This window comes from Rhodobium gokarnense, assembly GCF_025961475.1.
Lineage (GTDB): Bacteria > Pseudomonadota > Alphaproteobacteria > Rhizobiales > Rhodobiaceae > Rhodobium > Rhodobium gokarnense.
This window is the reverse complement of record NZ_JAOQNS010000005.1, coordinates 199,007-221,016: the sequence shown is the minus strand read 5'-3', so window position 1 is coordinate 221,016 and position 22,010 is coordinate 199,007. Positions and strand designations below refer to the sequence as shown.

Sequence of the window (22,010 nt, the reverse complement as noted above, 5' to 3'; positions counted from 1 at the left end):
CCGGCATGAGCCACCTGCCGTTCCTGACGCGTAACCTTTCCCTGAAGGGGCTCGCCGTTGCCGACATCGGCGCCGGTGACGGCGCCTTCGCCCGCGCGTTGGCGGGCGAGGGCGCAAATGTGACGGCCGTCGAGGTCGACGCCGACAAGGTCGCAGCGCTGGGAAGCCAGGCCGATGGTTTTGAGGTCGTCGAGGGTCGCGGCGAAAGCCTGCCCTTTGCCGACAAGAGCCTCGACCTCGTCGCCTTCATGTTCTCCTTCCACCACGTGCCGGCCGACGTGCAGGACGCCGCGCTCACCGAATCGCTGCGGGTCTTGAAACCCGGCGGACGGCTCCACATCGCCGAACCGCTCGCCGAAGGCGCGCTCACAGAGATCCTCCTGCCCCTGGAAGACGAGACCGAAATCTTGCGGCAAAGCCGCGCAGCGATCGAGCAACGGATCGACGCCGACCTCCGCCTCGTCGATACGGCAACATACGGTGTTCCCTACCGTTACGGCTCGCTTCAGGCGATCATCGATGATGTCGTCGGCATCGATCCGACGCGCGCCGCACGCGTTCCCGCTATTCGCGCGGAGATCGAAGCGCGCTTCGAGCGCTTGGCGGAATCACATTCAGGCGACTACCTTTTCCAACAGCCGTCCGTGGCCTGGCACCTCGCAGCGGCGAGGTGAGGGACACGGAGCGGCGCGAGGAGGGAGCCCCCGCGTGGCCGACGACGCCGATCTTCTGGACCAGCGCCGCAACGATCTCGTGACGCTGTTCATCGACGACCATCCGATGGCCCGCGCCCTCGGCATGGAGTTCGTGGAGGGCGATTGGGACCGCGTCGTCTGCCGCCTGCCGTTCCGCGACGATCTGGCCTTCCGCGAGGGGGCCGGCCTTGCCCCTGGCGTCCTCCTCACCGTCCTTGACGGCGTCTTCGGCCTCAGCGTCTGCATGCGCGTGCCCGTGCCCCAGGCGATCGCCACCATCGAGTTGAAGATCGACTTCATCGAGGGCGCACGCACCGACGCCGACCTCGTCTTCACCGGCGAGTGCTACGCGATTGCCGACAATGTCGGCTACGCCCGCGGCGGCATCACGCGCGAGGCCGACGGCGGCCTCGTCGCCGGCGGCTCGGCCACCTTCATGCTCGGCACCAGGGGACCGACCTTCTTCTCCGAAGCGGGGGGAGAGAGCGAATGAGCGTCTGCCTGCCGGAACTGGAGCGCGCCAACGACCTCTTGCGCGCCTCGCCCTTCGCCCACTGGCTGCGGACCGAGGCCGTCGAGGCGCATGGCCAGATTGCGGTCCGCATGCATGTGGATGAGCACCACATCGGCAACCCGTTCCTGCGCGCCGTCCAGGGCGGCATCGTCGCCAGCCTGATGGACTATGCGGCAAGCCTCACCCTGACGCTCTATCTCGGCCGGTCCGAGCTGCTGCGCCCGCTTTCCGTCAACGTCTCCTACCTGCGCTCCGTTCGCGACCGGGACTGTCTCGCCGATGCCGAGATCGTCCGCCTCGGCCGCCGGGTCGCGACGCTCTCGACGCGGGCCTGGCAGGACGATGCGGAAAAGCCCTGCGCCGTCTCCCAATACACCTTCGTTCTTTCCTGACCGTCTTTCCGGCTTGCGGTCGCCACACCGTCTCGGCGATGCTGCAACCAGAAAAAAAGAATGGGGGAACGCCATGGGGCCGCTTTCCGGCATCCGTATCGTCGAATTCGCCGGCATCGGGCCGGGACCCTTTGCGGCCATGCTGCTTTCGGACATGGGCGCCGATGTGGTCCGCATCGACCGCAAGGGCGGCAACAACACCTTTGCCATCGACTACGACATCCTCAACCGCGGCCGGCGCTCCATCGAACTGGACCTCAAGTCCGATGAGGGGAGGGCAACGGCGCTGGCGCTGGTCGCGCGGGCAGACGGCCTGATCGAGGGCTTCCGGCCGGGCGTCATGGAGAAGATCGGCCTCGGGCCGGACACCTGTTTGGAGCGCAACCCGCGCCTCGTCTATGGCCGCATGACCGGCTGGGGCCAGGAGGGCCCGCTCTCGGGCGCGGCCGGCCACGACATCAACTATATCGCGCTTACCGGCGTCCTCTCGGCCATCGGCGTGGTGGACGGCGCGCCGGTGCCGCCGCTCAACCTCGTCGGCGATTTCGGCGGCGGCGCCCTCTATCTCGCCTTCGGTCTTGTCTGCGGGTTGCTGGAGGCCAAAACCTCCGGCAGGGGCCAGGTGGTCGACGCCGCCATCGTCGACGGCGCCGCCAGCCTGATGGCGATGATCTACGGCCTCAAGGCGAACGGCAAATGGCGCGATGAGCGCGGCGGCAATTTCCTCGACGGCGGCGCCCACTTTTATCGCTGCTACCGCTGCGCCGACGGCAAATGGATCTCGGTCGGCGCCATCGAGCCGAAATTCTACGCGCTCTTGCTGGAAAGGGCCGGCATCGACGATCCGGCCTTCACGGCCCAGCTAGATACGGACGCCTGGCCGGACTTTGCCGAAAAGCTGGATGCCGTCTTTGCCACAAAGACGCGCGAGGAATGGTGCACGCTGCTGGAAGGCACGGACGCCTGTTTCGCCCCGGTGCTCGACATGGCGGAGGCACCAAGGCATCCCCACAACGCCGCCCGCGGCACCTTTGTCGCCCGCGACGGCGTCGTCCAGCCGGCCCCCGCCCCGCGCTTCAGCCGCACGCCGGGCCGTGTGCAGGGCCCGCCGCCGACGCCCGGCGCCGACCGCGATGCCATTTTGTCGGACTGGGGAGTTACCGTGCCGGCGGAGTAGCTACGAGGTTGGATCGGGGGCCGTCGCCGGCGGAGTCAAGGATTGCCGGCCATAGCACGCCTACGCCTTACGCCCGGTGGACCGTTTGGGACCTACGCCTCCACCCCCTCTGCGTCACCACCGGACTTGATCCGGTGGTCCATGATGAGGTGCGGCATAATCCAGCCTAACAGTTTGAAATCAAAGGCCTCATGGATTGCCGGGTCAAGCCCGGCAATGACGCAAGAGAGAGAAGGAGACGCGGGGAAACAACCGCGTCACCGCGCCTCCAGTAGTGTCCTGTTGCTACGCCCCCGGCGCTGCGTACGAAAATCCCATCGCCTGAAGGTCCGCATCGAGCGCGGCGACCGCATCGGGATCGGCCGCGACCATCGGCGGGCGCACGGTGGACCAGGCGGCATCGCCCGATTTCCGCGCGATATAGGCCTTCAGCACCGGCACCATCGGTCCGGTCTCCTGGAAGCGCTTGCGCACCGCCGTGATGTGCGCCTGCTTCTCGTCTGCGTCCGGTCTTTCGAAACCGTCGAACACGGCCTTGATGGAGGGAACGGCGACGTTGCCGGTCGCGGTAATGCACCCCGCGCCGCCCTTCCGGAGGCCGTCGAGCAGGAACACTTCGGAGCCCGGAAAAATCTCAAGCTCAGGATAGGCATCGAGCAGCGCCGCGGTGTTCGACCAGTCGCCGGAACTGTCCTTCAGGCCGACGACCGTCTGCGGATGCGCGTTGACCAGCCGCCCGACCACATCGAGCGAATAGCCGACCTGGGCGACCGGCGGGATGTGGTAGAGATAGACCTTCAGCTTGTCCGACCCGACCCGGTCGATCACCGTGTCGACGAAGGCAAAGACGCCGTCATCGGCAACGCCCTTGTAGTAGAAGGGCGGCAGCATCAGGACGCCACCACAGCCGAGCGACGCCGCATGGGCGGCAAGCTCGGCCGCCTCGGTGATGGAGCAGGCGCCGGTCCCCGGCATCAGCTTGTCGGCGCCAATGCCATTCTCGATCAGCATCTCCAGCAGCGCCTTCCTCTCACCCGCCGACAGCGAGTTCGCCTCGCTGGTGGTGCCGAAGACGGCAAGTCCCGCCGCGCCCTCGGCAAGGAGGTGCCGGCAAAGGGCGAGGAACCGCCCGGCATCGGGCGAAAGGTCGGCCCTGAACGGCGTCAGCACCGGCACCAGAACTCCGCGAAACCCCATCGGGCACTCCTTTCGTAAGGCAATCTCCGTTGCCCGTGCCGGTACGACATTTGCCGCTTTTCGACAAATGAAATGATCCGGGGACTGTCTTGCGGATATCGGGGATTCGCAAATTTCGGGGGTGACGGGGCGGCCGCAATCGGGAAAAGTAGCGCGCGTATAATTCGGCGTATTCAATCAGGCGGTTCAAAGAAGCCGCGTTGCGTCGCGTAAGGGAGGACAGGACCATGACCCGCAATCCGGCATTAGACCGCCGCACCATCCTGAAGGGCGCGGCGGCCGGCGCAGCCCTGTCGATCACGCCGCTGCGCCATGTCCGCGCCGCGGGGGCGCCCGTCAAGGTCGGCGTCCTGCTGCCGACCTCGGGCGTTCTTGCCTTCCTCGGCCAGGCCTGCCGGCGCGGCATCGACCTCGGCGCCAGGATGATGGCGGAGAGCGGCGCCCCGGCCATGGAGATCCTCCATGTCGACACCGAATCGAAGGCCGAGCAGGGCCGGGTCGCGGCCGAAAAGCTGATCCGCGAGGGCTGCTCGGTGCTGATCGGTGCCTTCGATTCCGGCACCACGATTTCCGCAGCCCAGGCCGCCGAGGCGGCCAAGGTGCCGCTGGTCGTCAACATCGCCGCGGCGCCGCAGATCACCAGCCAGGGCTTTCAGTACGTCTTTCGCAATTTCCCGCCCGGCGCGACGCTGGTCTACAACGCCGTTGCGCGCATCAAGGAGCTCTCCTCGCTGACCGGCGTCGCCCCGAAGACGGCGGTGCTGATGCACGTCAACGACACCTTCGGCCACGCGGTCGCCAAGGGCGTCGACATCCTCTGGCAGAAGCTTGGCGTGCCGATCGAGATCGTCGACACGATCTCCTATTCCCGCTCGGCCAAGGACCTGTCCGTGGAGATCGGCCGGGCGAAGGCCGCAGAACCGGACATCCTGATGCCGGTCACCCGCGTCAACGACGCCATCCTGATCGTGCGCGAACTGGTCAAGCAGAACGTCGGCCTCCTCGGCGTCATCGGCCCCGGCAGCCCGGGCCCCTACGAGAAGGCGTTCACCGACGCCACCGGCAAATATGGCGACGAATATATGGACTGCGTGCCCTGGTACGACCCGACGCGGGACAAGACCAAGCGGGCGATCGCCGCCTTTGCCGACGACTATCCGGACCAGCGCTTCGAGCTCAATGTCGGCTTTTCCTATGAGGCGGTGGAGATCGTTGCCGACGCTATCGCGAGAGCCGGCACGGGCGAGCCGCAGGCGCTGCAGGCGGCGCTACGGGAAACAAACCTTCAGGACCACATCATGTATGGCGGCCCGATCACCTTCGACGAGACCGGCCAGAACACCAATATCGGCGGCGTCCTCTTACAGAACCAGGGCGGCGCGCCGCAGGTCATCGGCCCGGCCGAGATCGCCGTTGCCAAGCCGGTCTTCCCGATGACGCCCTTTGCCGAGCGCTGAGGCGCCGGCAGGCAGCGCGGAGGGCGCCCCATGGCCGAACTCTATCTGAAGGTTGCCGCCAGCGGGCTGCTCATCGGCACCGTCTATGCCCTCATCGCCATCGGCCTGACGATCATCTTCGGCGTCATGCGGGTGGTGAACTTCGCCCATGGCGAAATGGTCGTCATGGGCATGTATCTCGGCTACGCCCTGTGGACGCTGTTCGCGATTCCGGCCATCCCGGCAGCCCTCATCGCCGCGGTCGTCCTCTTCGGCCTCGGCGTCTTCCTGCAGGTGACTGTGGTCAGCCGCTTCGTCGGCCGGCCTCAGCACAGCCAGTTCATCCTGTTCATCGCCTTTGCCCTCGTCATCACCGGCCTGCACCTGATGCTGATGGGGCCGGATGCGCGCTCCATCATGGCGCCTATCAGCTTTGAGACCTACAGCGTCGGCGGCCTCCGGCTCGATGCTGCAAGGGTCCAGGCGGCGGCGACGGCGCTGGTGATGATCCTCGCGCTCATCGCCTTCCTGCGTTTCACCTTCATCGGCCGCGCGATTCGCGCCGCCGCCGACAATCCGCTCGGCGCCGAGGTGGTCGGCATCCGCTCCGGCCGCGTTTATGCGATCACGGCGGGCATCGGCCTTGCCTGCGCCGGCGCTGCCGGCGCGCTGGTCTCGCCGCTGTTCGACGCCCAGCCGTTTCTCGCGCCCGAATTCACGCTGCTCGCCTTCATCATCGTCATCATCGGCGGCCTCGGCAGCCTCACCGGCGCGCTCGTCGGCGGGCTCCTCATCGGCGTTGCCGAGGGCTTTGCCGCGCTGCTCATCAATCCGGCAATGAAGTCGATGTTCTCCTACGGCGTCCTCATCGCGGTGCTCCTGTTCCGCCCCGCCGGCCTCTTCGGCGGCAAGGAGGCGCGCTGATGGCGCGGGAGAGGAACGCAAGGACCGGCCGGCGGCCGCGCGGCGTCGTTGCGGCGACCGCCTTCTTCTGTGCGCTCTTCCTGGTGCCCCATCTCCTCGACGATGCCTGGGTCGCGGTCTTCACCCTCGTTCTTTTCTTCGCCTTCGTCGGCCAGGCCTGGAACCTGATGATGGGCCATGTGGGCCTGCTCTCCCTCGGCCACGCGCTCTTTCTCGGCATCGGCGGTTATGCGACGGCGCTGCTTCTCGGTGACTATGGCATCTCGCCCTGGATCGGCATTCCGGCCGGAGCGGTCGTTGCCGCGGTGGTCGGCGTCGGCATCGCCTGGCTCGGCTTCCGGTTTTCCGTGCGCGGCGTCTATTTCGCGCTTCTGACCATCGCCTTTGCCGAGTTCTTCCGTATCCTCTTCAGCAACTGGCCGCTGATCGGCGGCACTGGCGGCTATTTCCTGCGCGTGGTGCCGGAAGACAACGTCCCGCTCCTCAGTCTTCGCGGCGGCGCCGACCATTTCTACTATGTCTTCTTCGTCCTGTTCGTTGCCGGGGTTGCACTTTCGGCCCGGCTGGTACGCGGCCGCATCGGCATGTTCTGGAGCGCCATCCGCGAGGACGAGGAGGCGGCGAGGGCGCTCGGGGTGAAGTCGTTCCGCCTGAAGGTACTGGCGGTCGCGGTCAGCGCGGCGATGACCGCCTGTGGCGGCGGCGCCTTTGCGTTGATGAACGGCAGCCTCTTTCCGAACACGCTGATGGGCATGCAGATGTCCATCCAGATCATCCTCGCCCCGATCATCGGCGGCCTCGGCACCCTGTTCGGGCCCTTCGTCGGCGCCGTCTTCGTCGTTCTGGTGCTGGAATTCTCGCGTGACCTCGGCCAGACGGCCGGCGTCTACGGCCTCAGCACGCTGATCTACGGCCTCACCGTCCTTGGCGTCATCCTCTATATGCCGGAGGGCATCTGGCCGCACCTGGTGCGGCTCGCCCGGCCGCTGCGGAGGGACCGCTGATGTTCTTGGCGGTCGAGGGCCTGACGAAATGGTTTGGCAGCGTCAAAGCCGTGCGCGGGATCGATTTCGGCGTTGCAAGGGGCGAGATCGTCGCCCTCGTCGGGCCGAACGGCGCCGGCAAGACCACATGCTTCAACATCGTTGCCGGCGCCATGCGCCCGAGCGCCGGCACGGTGCGGCTCGACGGCGCCGACGTCACCGGCCATCCGCCGGAGGAAATGGCCGCACGCGGCCTTGCCCGCACCTTCCAGATCATGCGGCCGATGGCCGGCATGACGGTGCTGGAAAACGCCCTCATCGGCCCGCTCGCCCGTGGCCTTTCCCTGCAAGATGCACGCAGCGACGCCCGGTATGCGCTGGAGCGGGTCGGGCTGGCCGAAAAGGCCGACAGCCCCGCCGGCCTCCTGACCCTGCCGGAACGGAAGATGCTGGAGCTCGCCCGCGCGCTTTCCACCGCGCCGCGGCTGCTGCTTCTGGACGAGGTGATGGCGAGCCTGAGGCCGGCCGAGGCCGACCGTATCGTCGCGCTCCTGCAAAGCCTGCGCGCGGAGGGCCTAACCATCCTCCTCATCGAGCATGTCATGCGGGTGGTGATGTCGCTCGCCGACCGCGTCGTCGTCATGCACCACGGCGAGAAGATCGCCGAGGGCGCGCCCGCCGAGATCGCCGCGGACCGGGCCGTCATCGACAACTATCTCGGCCGGAGGACGGCGCCGTGAGCCGGCCGGCGCTGCAGGTCTCGGCCCTCGACGGCCACTATGGCGATGCCCAGGCCCTGGCTGGCGTCTCTCTCGCCATCGAGGCCGGGTCGTTCGTCTCCGTCATCGGCGCCAACGGCGCCGGCAAGACGACGCTGATTCGCACCATCGCCGGCATGCTGAGGCCGACCCGCGGTGAGATCCTCTACCGGGGCCGGCGCATCGACGGCCTCGATCCGGCCGATATCTGCGAGCTCGGCATCCTTCAGGTGCCGGAAGGTCGGCTGATCTTTCCTTCGCTGACGGTTGCGGAAAACCTCGACATCGGCGGCTCGCTGCGCCGCACCCGCGCCCGGCGCCGCCAGAACATGGCAGAGGTCTTTGGGATGTTTCCGCGCCTTGCGGAACGCCGGCGCCAGAAGGCCGGAACGCTTTCCGGCGGCGAGCAGCAGATGCTTGCGATCGGCCGCTGCCTGATGGGCGAGCCGGACCTCATCATGCTCGACGAGCCCTCGCTCGGGCTGGCGCCGAACCTTGCCGACGAGATGTTTCAGATCATCGGCCGGCTGCACGGCGCGGGCCGGACGATCCTGCTGGTGGAGCAGAATGTGGAGGAGTGTCTGGCGCGCTCCGACTGCGCCTATGTCATGGAGAACGGCCGCATCGTCCTGGAGGGCACCGGTGCGGAACTGATGGCGGACGACCGGGTCCGCGAGGCCTATCTCGGGCTCTGAGTCGTCTCAGTCCCGCCGGCACCATTGCGGCTCTTCGCTCTGGCGCGCATCGAGCAGGCGCCGGTTGCCGGAAACGCAGAGCCCGGTGCCGTTCTCCGGCACGATCATTTCCGAATAGAACAGCGGCGCGTCGCGCATGGAGAATTCGCGCGTCTGCAGCAGCAGGGCGGTCGAGTTCGCCGGGCGCTGCAGCGCTGCCGCGGTCTCCGCATCGAGATGGGCGAAGCCCACGACCCGCTCGGACCGCACCGAAGGCAGGCCGAATCGCTGGTGCAGGAACCAGCGGAAACTGACGTTTCGAAGCTCGTCGGGAGCCGTGCGGGCCAGCTCCTGGACCTTCGGGTGGGCGATATAGGTGTTGCTGACGGTCAGGAAGCGGCCGCCGATGTCGCTCACCCGGCGGATCTTCAGGTAGCGCGGCTGCGTGCCGAGGAACCGCGTCCAGGGACCCCGGTCGGTGATCTGTTCGACGGCGACGTCGAGGTCGGCGAAGGACAGAACGCCCTTTCCGTCCTCGTCGATGAAGAAGAGGTCGAGGTCTTCGGCCTGCTCGCCGGCCGGCTGGGCGATGAAGCTGCCGAGCTTGCGCTTGCGGACCACCAGCCCGTCGGCGACCAGGCGCCGGAACGCCGCCTGCACCGTGGCCAGGCCCACCGGCATGTGCTCGGTCAGGAGCGCTTCGGAGGGAAGCCGGTCGCCCGGCGCCCAGTGGCCCTTTTCGATCAGCCTGAGGCAGGCCTCGTAAAGGCGCGCGGTCTTGGAAATGTGGTTTCCGGCAAGCCCTTTATAGTTCTCCAGAAGGAGAGCCAGGCTGCGGTCGTCGACGGTCCTTTCGGCCGTCGCCTTTTGCACGCTTCCCGCGTCCGATGTGCCAAGAGGTCGGGTGTCTTCGGTCTGCTGTTTCGCCGGATAGGCCATTTGCGAATAATTCCGATAGAAAAAACACCTGCAACTCTGGGGGTTCCCAAAAGTCACGCTAATTCTGTTTTTGCTTTTTTGAAGATAATTTCAAGGGCGAATCACAAAAATTTTTCAATTTTTGGATTGTATAAATGACTTAATGAATATTGCGTCAATAGTGACGCTATTCTTAAGATAGAGTGAAGAAAAGGATTACATTGTATACATTACAGAACGACTATTTTCGCTGTTATACAAGAAGAGAATCGACCCAATGTTGGCAAAGCCGCACGGCTTCTTTCGGGGTGAAGTTGGCGGGATTCAAGGACCACTCCAACCATAGCCCGTCCATCATGGCGGCAAGGCCAACGGCGGCGATGCGCGCGTCGAACCGGCCTTTCCCGTCTTGCGGGAGCAATCGCTCGAAGAGGTTGGCGAGGAGTTGCAGCGTCTTTCCGTGCGAGTCGTCGTGGATGCGGCGCATCGCTTCGGACCGTTCCGTGCCCCGCCAGAAATGCACCCAGATCATCAACAGGCCGGGATCCAGCACCTGGTCGGAAAAGGTCGTCGCGATGAAGGCGTCGAGCCGCCGGCGCGGTTGCGCTGCCGGAATGGCCAGCACCTCCCGTTCGATGATCTGCTGCTGCTCCGCGACCACCGTACGGTAGGTCTCGGCGATCAGCTCGTCCTTGTTGGCATAGTGGTGGTTGATCAGGCCAACGGAGACTCCGGCCGCCTTGCTGATCGCGCGAATCGACAGGTTGTCGGCGCCGCCCTTGGCAAAGCACGCGACCACGGCCTCGACCAGCAGCCTCTTTCGCTCCGCCACGGAATGGCGCTGAAAGCTCGGCCCGTCGGACATGGCGATCCTTCCCTCGTCAAAGAACCCTGGCAGCCCCGGCTGAGGGGGAGGAGACGCTAGCGCCTTGATCTCGCGCTGGCAAACGGGTTAGTTGAACGAACGTTCAACAAAGGCGGGCCGCCACCATGGATCAGACATATCACGGGCACCTTTTCGCGCGCCGGGTCGACGGACTTGCCGGCGAGACGACGTCGGTCTGGGACATCCACATGCGCGCCGTCGCCGACCAGGCCGCGGGCCGCGACGTCATCGTCATGAGCGTCGGCGATCCGGACTTCGCGACGCCGGCGCCGATCGTCGATGCCGCCGTCGCCGCCCTGAAGGCCGGCGACACCCATTATACGGCGATCATCGGCCGCGACCGCCTGCGCCGCGCGATCGCGGAGGAATTCGCGGCAAAGAGCGGCCGCACGGTCGGGCCGGAAAACGTCGTCGTCACCGCCGGCGCCCAGAATGCGCTCTTCTCCGCCTCCCTCTGCCTGTTGTCGCCGGGCGACGAGGTTCTGGTCTTCGATCCCATGTACGTCACCTACGAGGCGACGCTGAAGGTCTCCGGCGCCACCATCGTGCGGGTGCCGTCAGACCCGGCGACGGGGTTCCGGCCGGACATCGCCGCCCTTGAGGCCGCCGTTACCGAGCGCACCCGGGCGATCTTCTTTGCCAATCCGAACAACCCGACCGGCGTCGTCTTTTCGCCCGAGGAGGTCGCCGGCATCGCCCGCATCGCCACGGAAAACGATCTCTGGGTCGTCTCCGACGAGGTCTATGCGGGCCTCACCTTCGATGCTGACCACTGCCATATCGGCGCCCTTGAGGGCATGGAGGGGCGCAGCGTCACGGTCTCCAGCGTCTCCAAGTCGCACGCCATGACCGGCTGGCGCTGCGGCTGGCTGATCGCGCCGGAAGAGCTGGTCGGCCACGTCCACAATCTGGCGCTCTGCATGAATTACGGCCTGCCGGGCTTCATCCAGGAGGCCGGCGCCATGGCCATGACCGAGGCCCTCGGCGAGGCGGGCCGCATGCAGGAGATCTATCGCCGCCGCCGCGACATCGTCGTAGAGGAGTTGGCAAAGAGCGAGCACGTCGACGTGGTGGTGCCCGAGGCCGGCATGTTCCTGATCGCCGATATCCGCAGGACCGGCCTCGACGCGCCGACATTCGTTGCCGAGCTCTACCGGGAAAAGGGCGTCTCCGTGCTCGACGCCACCGCCTTCGGCGCCTCGCTCGCCGGCTTCGTGCGCATTTCCTTTGCCGCCTCCGAGGCGGAGCTGACGGAGGCCTCGCGCCGCATCGTCGCCTTTGCCGAGGCGCAGGGCGGCGCCTGAACCTGGCGGAGCCTCGCGCCACCCAATCCCCTTGAAGACGTTGCGAAACGGCGCTCTTCTGGGCCGCGATACCGCGCGAAAAAAAACGCAACCGAACCGGGGACACCAACCATGGCAACGCTCGGCGAAACCCTCGTCCGCCTTCTGGAAATCTATGGCACGGAGGTCGTCTTCGGCATTCCGGGCGTTCACACGGCCGAGCTCTATCGCGGCCTTGCCGCTTCACCCATCCGCCACGTCACCCCGCGGCACGAGCAGGGCGCCGGCTTCATGGCCGACGGCTATGCGCGGGTCACCGGCAAGCCGGGCGTCGCCATGGTGATCAGCGGTCCAGGCCTTGCCAACATCGCCACGGCGATGATGCAGGCAAAGGCCGATTCCATTCCGATGCTGGTCATCGCCGGCGTCAACAGCCCCGGCAAGATGGACTCAGGCAACGGCCACCTGCACGAAATGCCCGACCAGCGCGGCTTTGCCGCCCATGTGGCGGCCTTCGCCCACACCGTGCTGACGCCGGAAGAGCTGCCCCAGGTCATGGCCCGGGCCTTTGCGGTCTTCGAAGGCGCCCGCCCGGGCCCGGTGATGATCGAGATCCCCGTCCGCCTGATGCGCGCCGAGGCCGACCATGTCGTCCTGCCGGACAAAAAGCCCGAAGCGACGCTGCCGGCGCCAGACCCGCAACGGCTGGCGGCCGTCGTCGCGGCCTGCCGCGCGGCAACGTCGCCCGTGATCCTCATCGGCGGCGGCGCACGGCGCGGCGCGGCCGACGCCCTGGCGCTCGCCGAATCCCTCGACTGTCCGGTGATCGGCACCATCAACGCCCGCGCATCCCTGCCGAAGGGCCATCCGCTCGCCGTGCCGATGAATGTGGGCATGGAAGGCGTCCGCGATCTCCTTGAGGAGTCCGATCTCGTGCTCGCCTTCGGCACCGAATTCGGCCCGACGGATTTCGACATCGACGAGGCCGGGCCGGTGGGGCGCCCGAAAAAACTGGTGCGCGTCGATATCGACCCGGAACAGCTCATGCGCAATTTCCAGCCCGACATCGGCCTTGTCGGCGACGCTGCAACGGCGCTGCGTGAACTACGCGCCGCGCTCGGCCCGGAGCGTCGCAAGGCCGGCGGCGCGGCCCGCGCGGCGGGTGCCGTCCGGACGGCGCGTGAGACCCTGCCGCAGGACTACCGCGCCCACATCGCCTTGCTCGACGCCATTCGCGACCGGGTGCCCGACGCCGCGTTCGTTGGCGATTCCACCCAACTCGTCTATGCCGGCAATCTCGGTTTCGAGACCGGGGACCGCGGCCACTGGTTCAACTCCGCCGTCGGCTTCGGCACCCTCGGCTACGCGGTTCCGGCGGCGATCGGCGCCGCCCTCGGCCGCCCCGGCGCGCCGGTCATCGCAATTGTCGGCGACGGCGGCCTGCAGTTCACCCTCGCCGAACTGGGGACGCTCGCCGATTGCGGCGTGCCAGTGGTCGTCATCGTCTGGAACAATGGCGGCTATCTGGAGATCAGATATTGCATGGAAAGTCGCGGTATTGCGCCGGAAGGCGTCAGTCCGTCGCCGCCGGATTTCGCAAAGGTCGCCGAGGCTTATGGCATTGAAGCCATGGTGTTGGACGGACCGGTCGGCCTTGCCGAGGCGGTTGCCGACGCCGTTTCCCGGAATGCTCCATTCGTGATTGATGTTCGCGGCGTATGAACGTTTAATGGACGCCAGCCACCAAGGGCCGCAGCAGGCGGGATGTCGCATGCACATCCCGCACTCCCAAAAACGAACGGCCCCACCTTCGATGCACAGAGGAGAATAACGTGAAGAAAATCATTTCGTTGGGTATTGCCGCCGCAATTGCCGCGGCGCTTTCCGTGCCCTCGGCGATCGCCGGCGAGACCCTCGACCGGGTCATGAGCAACAAGAAGCTGGTGCTGTCCTCCGATCCGGAGTACCCGCCCCAGTCCTTCCTCAACGACAACAACGAGATGGACGGCTTCGACATCGACGTCGCCAAGGAAGTCGCCAAGCGTTTCGGCGTCGAGCTTGAGATCATCACCCCGGCCTGGGATATCATCACCGCCGGCAACTGGGGCGGCCGCTGGGACATCTCCATCGGCTCCATGACGCCGACCAAGGCCCGCGCCGAAAAGCTCGACTTCCCGGCCATCTACTACTACACGCCGGCCAATTTCGCGGTCCACAACGACAGCAGCGTCACCAAGATGGAAGAGCTCGACGGCAAGGTCATCGGCTCCTGCGGCGGCTGCACCTATGAGGCCTACCTGAAGAAGAACCTGGTCATCGACGCCGTCGGCACGCCGGAATTCGACTACAAGGTGACGCCGGGCGAGATCAAGACCTACGACACCGACACCACCGCCTTCGACGACCTTCGGATCGGCGACGGTGCGCGTCTCGATGCCGTGTTCTCGGCCCTGCCGACAATCAAGGAAGCGATCAAGAACGGCTATCCGCTGAAGGTCATCGAGCCGTCGGCGTTCTACGAGCCGCTGTCGGTCGCCGTCGACAAGGGCGATCCGGAGTTCTCCGCCAAGATCGCCGAGGTCATCAAGGCGATGCACGAGGACGGCACGCTCTCCAAGCTGTCGATGAAGTGGTACGACGCCGACCTGACCAAAGCCCAGTGACCGGCCGGACGGTCACGGCCCATGTCATTCGATGACTCAATCCCGGCGAGGGTGGACAATTCCACCCTCGTTCGGGCCGCCCTTGTGTTCCTCGGCTTTGCCGTCGTCTTCGCCCTGCTCAATACCGGCAGCGGCACCATGGCAAAGCTCATCGCGCCCGCGGCGGACCCCGGCTGGAGCGCGCGCATCGCCGCCGCCCTGGTGCTTTCCGCCATCGTCACCGCCAATGTGGTTGGCCTGCGGTTCCTGAATTTTCAGGTTCAGGTGATCCTGGTCTGGATCCAGCTCATCGTTCTGGCGCTGGTCTTTTTCGCCTCGTTCAATCTCAGCTACGGCTTCATCCTCAACCGGCTGCCCTTCCTGATCACCCAGGGCGCCTTCACGACGATCTACATCTCGCTGGTGGCGATCGCGATCTCCTGCGTCATCGCGCTGATCGGCGCGCTCGCCAAGCTTTCCGGCAACGGCATCGCCTACGGCATCGCCACCTTCTACATCTCGTTCTTCCGCGGCACGCCGCTCTTGCTGCAGGTCTACCTGATCTATCTCGGCCTGCCGCAGCTCGGCTTCATCATCGACGCGGTGCCGGCCGGCATCATCGCCCTGTCGCTGTGCTACGGCGCCTATATGGCCGAGATCTTCCGCTCCGGCATCCAGGCGGTGCCGAAGGGCCAGGCCGAGGCCGGTCGCGCGCTCGGGCTCCATGGCGGGCTCATCATGCGCAAGATCGTGCTGCCCCAGGCGCTGAAGATCATCGTGCCGCCGACCGGCAACCAGTTCATCGCCATGCTGAAGGACTCCTCGCTGGTCTCCGTCATGGGCGTCTGGGAGCTGATGTTCCTGGCGAGGACCCAAGGCAAGTCGGAATTCAAGCACATGGAAATGCTGATCACCGCGGCGATCGTCTACTGGATCATCTCCATGATCTTCGAAGCGATCCAGTCCCGCATCGAGAAGCATTACGGCAAGGCGGATGTGCGCTAATATTTGCCGTCTTTGTGAGTGAGCGGAGCGAACGCGGCAATCCAGGGGCCGTGCGCTTGGAGCAAGTTGCTCTGGATCGCCGCGTCGGCCTGACGGCCTCCTCGCGATGACGGGCGTTGTTGGTCCGGTTGTTCCCAAGACACGTCCGGCCCGCTATCGCAGGCTCCGATCTCAGGCTCCCCCAATTGCCAACGGCAACTCCGTCGGCTCTGCGCCGGTCAGCGCCGTCAAGGCGTTGGCGATCGCCGGTGCGACGCCGGGAAGGCCGATCTCGCCCGCGCCGAAGGGGTGCGTGGCTTCGGCCTCGTCGATCAGCGTGACGTCGATCTCCGGGGCCTCGTCGGCGGACAGCATCGCATAGTCGGCGATGCCTTCCGCTTCCGTGGCGCCGCCCGCATAGATCAGCCGCTCCTTCAGCGCCAGCGAGACGCCGTGCAGCTCTGCGCCCTCGATCTGGCCGACCACCTTCTCCGGATGGATGGCAAGGCCGACATCGGCGGCGATCCAGAGTTTTGTCACGCGGACCGCGCCGCTCTCCAGCGAGATTTCGGCGACCGTCGCGATCGCGGACTCCCGGAGCGACATCACCGAGAGGCCGCGGCTCCGGTCCGGCGACGATGTCGCGCCCCAGCCGGCCGTATCAGCCACCGCCTGAAGCACCCGTTTCTGGCGCGGATCGGTCAGATGCGAAAGCCGCCATTCCAGCGGATCGCGGCCTGCCGCCCGCGCGATCGCATCGGCGGTGGTCTCGATGGCAAACACCGTGTAGCCGGCCGAAACGCCGCGCAGGAACCCCGGATCGGGCCGGCAGGTGACCCGGTGCCAGGCGATGGCCTCGGCAGCCACCCGGTAGCCGTGGAAGAGGCCGTCGGTCGAGGTGTTGTCGACGCCGCCGCGCTGTTCCAGCGTTGCCGGGATATGCCGGCCGAGGACGCCGTCGGAGGCCACCCGGTGCACCCATGAGCGAAGCGTTCCATCCGCGTCGGCCGTCGCCTCGATGGTCTGGGCGGCGGCCGGACGGACCATGCCGCGGCGCATTTCGTCGGCGAGCGGGCGCACCACCTGCACCGGCCGGCCGACGGCCTTGGCAACGAGCGCGGCGTCGCGGACGACATCGTTGAGCACCCGCCGCCCGAACGCGCCGCCGGCGGGCGTCGCCCGTGTCTCGACCAAGAAGGGGGCCGTCTTCCAGGTCCTGGCGCCGTAGCGCATGTCGAGGTCGAGCGACTGGGTGGGGCCGGTGATTTCCGCGCCGAGCCCGTAGGCCGTGCCGCGCACCGTCGCGTTCATTGGCTCCAGCGCGATATGGGTGACGTTGGGGGAAAAGAAGGAGCGGGCAATGCGGATCGGCGCCGCTTCGGCATTTGCGGCGGCGGCAACGCTGCCGCGGACGACATGGGCCGGATCGAGCGGGCGGGCGAGGGCGTCTTCGAGCAGGGCCCGCTCAGACGCGGTGTCGAAGGGCTCCGGCCTGGTCCAGGCGATGTCGAGCAGATTGCGCCCCTTCAATGCCGGCCACAGCGCCTCGGCGACGACCGCGACGGCATCCTCCAGCCGCACCACATCGACGACGCCGGGAACGTTGCGGGCAGCCGTCTCGTCGACCGTCTCCGGTGTGGCGCCAAGCTGCGGTGCCCGGGCAAGGACGGCAACGAGCGTGTCCGCCATTCGTGCGTCGATGCCGAAGGACATCCTGCCGGTGACCTTGGCCTGAAGATCCTTTTCGGCCGGGCTGGTGCCGATCAGGCGATAGGTCGAGCGCGGCTTGAAATCGGCGGAGCCGACCGCATCGGGCAATTCCAGCGTTGTCGCCTTGGCAATCTCGGCAAAGCCGACGTGCCGCCCCGAGGGCCGGTGGCGGACCGCATGGCCTTCGGCAAAACAGTCCGCTTCCTGCCAGCCGCGCGATGCCGCCGCCGTCGTGATCAGCGCCAGCCGCGCCTCGGCGCCGGCAAGCCGGAGCGGGTCGAAATAGCCGCGGGTGGTCTTGGAATCGGCCGTCACCAGATGGCCGTCGAAGATCGGGTTGCCGTAGAGTTCGGGCGCCCGTGGCACGGGAACGACAAGGATGCGGGAAAGGTCGGCGCCCATCTCTTCGGCGACGATCATCGGCAGCACCGTGGTCGTGCCCTGTCCCATCTCCAGGCCCGGACAGGCGAACTGGATGTCGCCGGTCTCCAGGATCGACAGCCAGACATTGATCCGCCGGCCGGCAAGGCGTGCAGGTCCGGGCTTCAGCGCCTCGTAGCCGCCGGCGCCGAGCGCGACGACGGCGGCCGCCCCGCCTGCGCCGAAGAGGAAGGCGCGCCGCGACAGGCGCAGCCGGGCGCTCACGAGCCCGCCTCCCGTGCGGCGATCCCGGCCGCCCTTGCGACCGCCTTCAGGATGCGCGGGGTGGTGCCGCAGCGGCAGAGGTTGCCGGCCATGGCCGACGCGATGTCGCCCGCCGACGGGGAGGGCGTCTCTGAGAGGAAGGCGGCGGCCTGCATGATCTGGCCGGACTGGCAGTAGCCGCATTGCGGCACCCGGCCTTCGATCCACGCCCGCTGCACCGGGTGGTCTCCCGCTTCCGACAATCCCTCGATGGTAACGACTGCCGAGCCGTCCACAGCGGCCGCCGGCAAGCTGCAGGACCGCAGCGCGGCGCCGTCCAGATGCACGGTGCAGGCGCCGCACACGCCTTCCAGGCAGCCGACCTTGGCGCCGGTGAGGCCGAAGGTCTCGCGCAGCAGGAAGAGGAGCGGCATGTCCGGATCGGCGACGTCGGCCTCGACGGGGCTGCCGTTGAGCGTGAAGCGAATGAGGGCCATGGCTTTGCCTTCGAACAAAACCGTATCAATATGTACGATTTGTAGAAAACGTAATCTTGTGTACGGTTGCTGTCAATCGGGAATCGGCAGGTGAGGGGCCATGAAGGAAACGCGCCGCGACGAAAAGAAGAAGGCCATCCGCGAGGCGGCCTACGCGCTGCTTGTCGAAAAGGGCTACAAGGCGGCCTCCATGCTGGAGATCGCGCGGCGCGCATCGGCCTCCAACGAGACGCTCTATCGCTGGTACGGCAACAAGCAGGGGCTGTTCCGCGAGATGGTGGAGGAGAACGCCAGCGGGGTGCGCGAGCTGATCGACGGTGCCCTGGCGGAGGGGGCGCCGCTGATGGAAACGCTCTCCCGCCTCGGCCCACTGCTCCTGAAGCTGGTCACGGGGGAGCGGGCGGTCGCCCTCAACCGCGCCGCGGCCGCGGACGTGCATGAGACCGGGACGCTGGGGCCGACCATCGCCGCCTCGGGCCGACAGACCATCGTGCCGATGATCGCCGATCTTATCCGCAAGGCGTCAGATGGAGGGGAGGTGGCTTGCGGGGACCCGGACGAGGCCGCGGAGATCTTCGTGGCGCTGCTCATCGGCGACGTGCAGATCGCCTGCGTCATTGGCGCAAGGGGTCCGCTGTCGGATGCGGAGATCGCCGCCCGCTCGGCGCGGGCACTGGATGGCCTTGAGAGAACCTTAGGACGGTCCTGACCAGAGGCCGAGGCGCCGCGCGACGGGCTTGAGGTGGGCCTTCACGTGCCGGACGAGATAGGGCCCGGCCGCGCGCCAGTGGGCGGGGGAGAAAAGGGCGATCGGGCCGCGCCGGACGATGACGGTGGTGAGCTGCTCGCGGGCCGCGCCGAGGCCGACCTTCCATTCGCCGTCGCCCCACAGGAAGTTGGCGTTGCGGCAGCCGAGCTTTTCCACCTCCTGGACCGCATGCAGGTAGACCTGAAAGCCGGGCGCGACCCTGGCATGGTGAAGGTCGTAGCCGATCAGCGAGAAATAGGCCTCCTGGCCGGCCACCAGGATGATCGTGCCGCCGATCAGTTCGTTCCCGGCATGGAGGAGGCAGCTATAGCCGATCTCGCCGGCAAGCCGTTCCAGCGCCGCCTCGGCCGCCGCGTCGGCATGGTGCCGATGGCCGGAGGTCTCGACCTTGATCCGGTTGTAGCGGGTGACGGCGGCGACGTCGCCGGGCCGTGTGCGCCCGAAGCTCAGCCGAACGCCGTCCGGATCACCGAACTCTTCCCGGAAGCGCCTGAGGCGGCGGCGCACGTCGCTCGCCTTCTTGGCCGGCAGGTATTTCTCGCCCGGGCCCACCGCCCGGCGCCAGTTCGCCTGGTAGCGGTAGCGCATCTGGCGAAAGCGCGTTGCGGCCGGACCGGCCGCCTCAAGGACGATGTCTTCGAAAACAACGGCCGGCGCATCGGTCTCGGCAAAGACCCGCGCGGCAAGGGTGTCGATGTCGGCGGGGGTCAGGCGGTCGAGCCGGCCGAGATAGGTCGGCGCGCCGGATCGGTCGGAGAACAACGCCGTCCGTCCTGCTTCGGTGAAGACGAGCGAGGGGGCGATGCCGTGCGCCCGGCGATAGGCCGGATGGGTGAAGAGGGAGTCGGAAAGCGCGGCAGGCTCGGCGGCAAGGTCGAGCGGCGCCGCGCCGGCGGCCGGCGCTGCGGCGATGCGGGCTGTCCTCAGGGCCTCCGAACTGCTCATTGCGCCTCGATGTCGAAACGGGGTCTATGCCGGCCTTCGGCGTGTACCGGCCCGAATCCTCGCGCTGTGGATGTGCGAGCGGGTCGCAAGTTCGCAAACTACCAGCGCAGGTCCCCGTTCCGAAGGTGAACCGTTTCTTAGGGTTAACGGCGTCGGCGGGCGAGGCGAGCGGAGCTGCGAATGGCCGGCGCCCGGTGCGCATTTGTCCCGTCCCGGCAACGGTGCGAAAATGCTAGGCAGATGCCCTCAACGGGAATGCAATTGAGATGCATATTCATCAGCTCGACACCTGGCGCCACGGCCACACCTTCATCGACCTGGAGGCGAGCCGGGCCAACGAACGGCGCACGCTCTATGTGGTCGTTCTGACCGCAACCATGATGGTGGTGGAGATTGCCGCCGGCTGGGCCTTCAATTCCATGGCCCTCTTGGCCGACGGCTGGCACATGGCGACCCATGCCGGCGCGCTGGGGATCTCCGTCTTTGCCTATCGCTACGCCCGCAGCCACGTCGCCGACCGCCGCTTCACCTTCGGCGTCGGCAAGGTCGAGGTGCTCGGCGGCTATACCAGCGCCATCGTCCTCGGCATCGTCGCCTTGCTGATGGTCTGGGAATCCGCCCTGCGGCTGATCGAGCCGCGCGCAATTTCCTTCGACGAGGCAATCGCGGTCGCCGTTCTCGGCCTCATCGTCAATCTCGCCAGCGCCTGGATTCTGCACGGCGGCGACGGCCATCACCACCATCACGGCCACGCCGCCCACCACCATCACCACGATCATGATCACGACGACGACCACCACCACGACCACGGCAAGGACCACAATCTGCGCGCCGCCTACCTGCACGTCCTTGCCGACGCGTTGACCTCGATCCTCGCCATCGTCGCGCTGGTCTGCGGCAAGCTGTGGGGCTGGAACTGGATGGATGCGGCCATGGGCATCGTCGGCGCCGTGGTCATCTCGCGCTGGGCCTTCGGCCTTCTGACCGACACCGGCGCGATTCTCCTCGACAGCGCCGTCGACGGCGGCAAGGCCGACAGGGTGAGGGGCCTGATCGAGGCCGACGCCGACAACCGGATCGTCGACCTGCACCTGTGGCGCGTCGGGCCCGAGGGCTTCGGCGCAATCGTCTCGCTGGTGACGCACTATCCGCGGCCGCCGGAGCACTACAGGGAACTGTTGTCGGAGATGACCGACCTCGTCCACGTCACCATCGAGGTCAACGTGTGCACCGACGCGCCCTGCCTGCCGGTCGCCGGCCTGAAGGCCTGACCCGCCGTCAAGGCAATAGCCAACCGTTCTCCGCAAGACCCGCGGACCGCGCGGCCTGCCGAAAACCAGGACGGAAATCAATCGGCCGGGGCGAGGCTCGTCCCGGCTGATTTCCGTGCTCCGTATGAACCGGAGGCGCTGACCTGGGAAACGTCAGTTCGGAGTGTGCGGCGCCTGATAGGCGAAGTCATCCTCGTCGTCGTCGACGGAATGACGGATCGCCGAGACAAGGCCATAGACCTTGGAGATCTCCGACAGGAGACCGAGACGCAGCAGTTCGCGAGCCGCTTCGTCCGGCGAGCCGATATTGTTGGCAAGGCGCCAGCCTTCGAGCGCGGCTGTCTCTTCGGTGTTGAGAGTGAGCGTCAATTCGCGATCCCCACCTGCCGGCTTCCGATGGATGCCGTCCGCACCGTTTGTCTTCTTCATTTCGAGAACTTGCACTGTTGAACCCTCCCGCTCGGCTCAACCGACCGAAAGCAAAGCCCCAGGTTCAGTTGTGCCCGATAACCGGAGGCTATTACGCAATGCTGAATACACTCTATTTCGGTTTTGCCACTACGTAAAAACACAAGGACCCCCTGACGCATGGGAATCGCCGTAAGGTCATGTATTTTCCGCGATTTTTCTGTGAGGCGGCCAAAGAAAATACGTCACCGAACGACCTCGTCGTCTGTGTCCGGAACCTCTACGGCTCAAAAGATATATTCAGAATATATGTTTTACTGGCA

General features: G+C 66.5%; 22 protein-coding genes. 15 read left to right on the top strand and 7 right to left on the bottom strand.

The annotated features are described in order from the left end of the window. Positions 1-5 precede the first annotated feature (5 nt). The 4 genes from M2319_RS10745 (at position 6) to M2319_RS10730 (ending at position 2,778) form a co-directional block, all read left to right on the top strand. The gene (locus M2319_RS10745) at positions 6-674 is read left to right on the top strand and encodes a class I SAM-dependent methyltransferase (protein ID WP_264601457.1); all 669 of its coding nucleotides are present in this window, start codon (positions 6-8) and stop codon (positions 672-674) included. 34 nt (positions 675-708) lie between these two features. Continuing rightward, the gene (locus M2319_RS10740) at positions 709-1,188 is read left to right on the top strand and encodes a PaaI family thioesterase (RefSeq protein WP_264601456.1); all 480 of its coding nucleotides are present in this window, start codon (positions 709-711) and stop codon (positions 1,186-1,188) included. Then, positions 1,185-1,601 (top strand): PaaI family thioesterase, encoded by a 417-nt coding sequence (locus tag M2319_RS10735; RefSeq protein WP_264601455.1) that lies wholly within the window; start codon positions 1,185-1,187, stop codon positions 1,599-1,601. Before M2319_RS10740 ends, M2319_RS10735 begins: the two co-directional genes overlap by 4 nt. Before the next feature lie 73 nt (positions 1,602-1,674). Further along, positions 1,675-2,778, top strand: a complete 1,104-nt coding sequence (locus M2319_RS10730; protein ID WP_264601454.1) for a CaiB/BaiF CoA transferase family protein — start codon at positions 1,675-1,677, stop codon at positions 2,776-2,778. Positions 2,779-3,063: 285 nt separating this feature from the next. Here M2319_RS10730 and M2319_RS10725 read toward each other — a convergent pair whose 3' ends face one another. Beyond that, positions 3,064-3,975, bottom strand: a complete 912-nt coding sequence (locus tag M2319_RS10725) for a dihydrodipicolinate synthase family protein (protein ID WP_264601453.1) — start codon at positions 3,973-3,975, stop codon at positions 3,064-3,066. 227 nt (positions 3,976-4,202) lie between these two features. Here M2319_RS10725 and M2319_RS10720 point away from each other — a divergent pair, with 227 nt between their 5' ends. Genes M2319_RS10720 through M2319_RS10700 form a run of 5 tightly spaced genes read left to right on the top strand, consistent with a single transcriptional unit; the run spans position 4,203 to position 8,771 of the window. Further along, a complete protein-coding gene (locus M2319_RS10720) occupies positions 4,203-5,432 on the top strand; it encodes an ABC transporter substrate-binding protein (RefSeq protein ID WP_264601452.1) in 1,230 nt (409 codons plus the stop codon). A gap of 30 nt (positions 5,433-5,462) precedes the next feature. After that, positions 5,463-6,335, top strand: a complete 873-nt coding sequence (locus tag M2319_RS10715; RefSeq protein ID WP_264601451.1) for a branched-chain amino acid ABC transporter permease — start codon at positions 5,463-5,465, stop codon at positions 6,333-6,335. After that, the gene (locus M2319_RS10710; protein WP_264601450.1) at positions 6,335-7,339 is read left to right on the top strand and encodes a branched-chain amino acid ABC transporter permease; all 1,005 of its coding nucleotides are present in this window, start codon (positions 6,335-6,337) and stop codon (positions 7,337-7,339) included. The genes M2319_RS10715 and M2319_RS10710 overlap by 1 nt, the downstream gene beginning before the upstream one ends. Next, complete coding sequence (locus M2319_RS10705) at positions 7,339-8,058, top strand: ABC transporter ATP-binding protein (RefSeq protein ID WP_264601449.1); 720 nt, start codon at positions 7,339-7,341, stop codon at positions 8,056-8,058. Before M2319_RS10710 ends, M2319_RS10705 begins: the two co-directional genes overlap by 1 nt. Then, complete coding sequence (locus M2319_RS10700) at positions 8,055-8,771, top strand: ABC transporter ATP-binding protein (protein ID WP_264601448.1); 717 nt, start codon at positions 8,055-8,057, stop codon at positions 8,769-8,771. Before M2319_RS10705 ends, M2319_RS10700 begins: the two co-directional genes overlap by 4 nt. Before the next feature lie 6 nt (positions 8,772-8,777). Here M2319_RS10700 and M2319_RS10695 read toward each other — a convergent pair whose 3' ends face one another. Continuing rightward, positions 8,778-9,623, bottom strand: a complete 846-nt coding sequence (locus M2319_RS10695; RefSeq protein WP_264601447.1) for a GntR family transcriptional regulator — start codon at positions 9,621-9,623, stop codon at positions 8,778-8,780. 298 nt (positions 9,624-9,921) lie between these two features. Then, entirely contained in the window at positions 9,922-10,533 is a 612-nt protein-coding gene (locus tag M2319_RS10690; protein ID WP_264601446.1) for a TetR family transcriptional regulator C-terminal domain-containing protein, read from the bottom strand. A gap of 125 nt (positions 10,534-10,658) precedes the next feature. Between M2319_RS10690 and M2319_RS10685 the strand changes: the two genes are divergently transcribed. From M2319_RS10685 to M2319_RS10670, 4 genes are all read left to right on the top strand, one after another. Then, positions 10,659-11,858, top strand: coding sequence for a pyridoxal phosphate-dependent aminotransferase (locus M2319_RS10685; RefSeq protein WP_264601445.1), 1,200 nt, complete (start codon positions 10,659-10,661; stop codon positions 11,856-11,858). 111 nt (positions 11,859-11,969) lie between these two features. After that, the gene (locus M2319_RS10680) at positions 11,970-13,559 is read left to right on the top strand and encodes a 5-guanidino-2-oxopentanoate decarboxylase (protein WP_264601444.1); all 1,590 of its coding nucleotides are present in this window, start codon (positions 11,970-11,972) and stop codon (positions 13,557-13,559) included. A gap of 110 nt (positions 13,560-13,669) precedes the next feature. Beyond that, a complete protein-coding gene (locus M2319_RS10675; protein ID WP_264601443.1) occupies positions 13,670-14,500 on the top strand; it encodes a transporter substrate-binding domain-containing protein in 831 nt (276 codons plus the stop codon). Positions 14,501-14,521: 21 nt separating this feature from the next. Then, entirely contained in the window at positions 14,522-15,484 is a 963-nt protein-coding gene (locus M2319_RS10670) for an amino acid ABC transporter permease (protein ID WP_264601442.1), read from the top strand. 171 nt (positions 15,485-15,655) lie between these two features. Here M2319_RS10670 and M2319_RS10665 read toward each other — a convergent pair whose 3' ends face one another. Together M2319_RS10665 and M2319_RS10660 are read right to left on the bottom strand one after the other, a co-directional pair. Further along, positions 15,656-17,818, bottom strand: coding sequence for a xanthine dehydrogenase family protein molybdopterin-binding subunit (locus M2319_RS10665; RefSeq protein ID WP_264601441.1), 2,163 nt, complete (start codon positions 17,816-17,818; stop codon positions 15,656-15,658). Next, a complete protein-coding gene (locus tag M2319_RS10660) occupies positions 17,815-18,294 on the bottom strand; it encodes a (2Fe-2S)-binding protein (protein WP_264601440.1) in 480 nt (159 codons plus the stop codon). The genes M2319_RS10665 and M2319_RS10660 overlap by 4 nt, the downstream gene beginning before the upstream one ends. A 100-nt stretch (positions 18,295-18,394) precedes the next feature. Between M2319_RS10660 and M2319_RS10655 the strand changes: the two genes are divergently transcribed. Further along, positions 18,395-19,003 (top strand): TetR/AcrR family transcriptional regulator, encoded by a 609-nt coding sequence (locus M2319_RS10655; protein ID WP_264601439.1) that lies wholly within the window; start codon positions 18,395-18,397, stop codon positions 19,001-19,003. Here M2319_RS10655 and M2319_RS10650 read toward each other — a convergent pair. Beyond that, positions 18,989-20,008 carry a GNAT family N-acetyltransferase gene (locus M2319_RS10650; protein WP_264601438.1) on the bottom strand — a complete coding sequence of 340 codons (1,020 nt, stop codon included), beginning with the start codon at positions 20,006-20,008 and terminating at the stop codon, positions 18,989-18,991. The two genes, M2319_RS10655 and M2319_RS10650, sit on opposite strands and share 15 nt — an antisense overlap. A gap of 266 nt (positions 20,009-20,274) precedes the next feature. On the opposite strand from M2319_RS10650, the gene dmeF reads away from it, so the two are divergent. After that, complete coding sequence (dmeF, locus tag M2319_RS10645; protein WP_264601437.1) at positions 20,275-21,279, top strand: CDF family Co(II)/Ni(II) efflux transporter DmeF; 1,005 nt, start codon at positions 20,275-20,277, stop codon at positions 21,277-21,279. Positions 21,280-21,432: 153 nt separating this feature from the next. Here the strand turns inward: dmeF and M2319_RS10640 are convergent, their stop codons facing one another. After that, on the bottom strand, positions 21,433-21,723 hold the full coding sequence (locus tag M2319_RS10640) for a hypothetical protein (protein ID WP_264601436.1): 291 nt from the start codon (positions 21,721-21,723) through the stop codon (positions 21,433-21,435). Between the last annotated feature and the right edge of the window lie 287 nt (positions 21,724-22,010).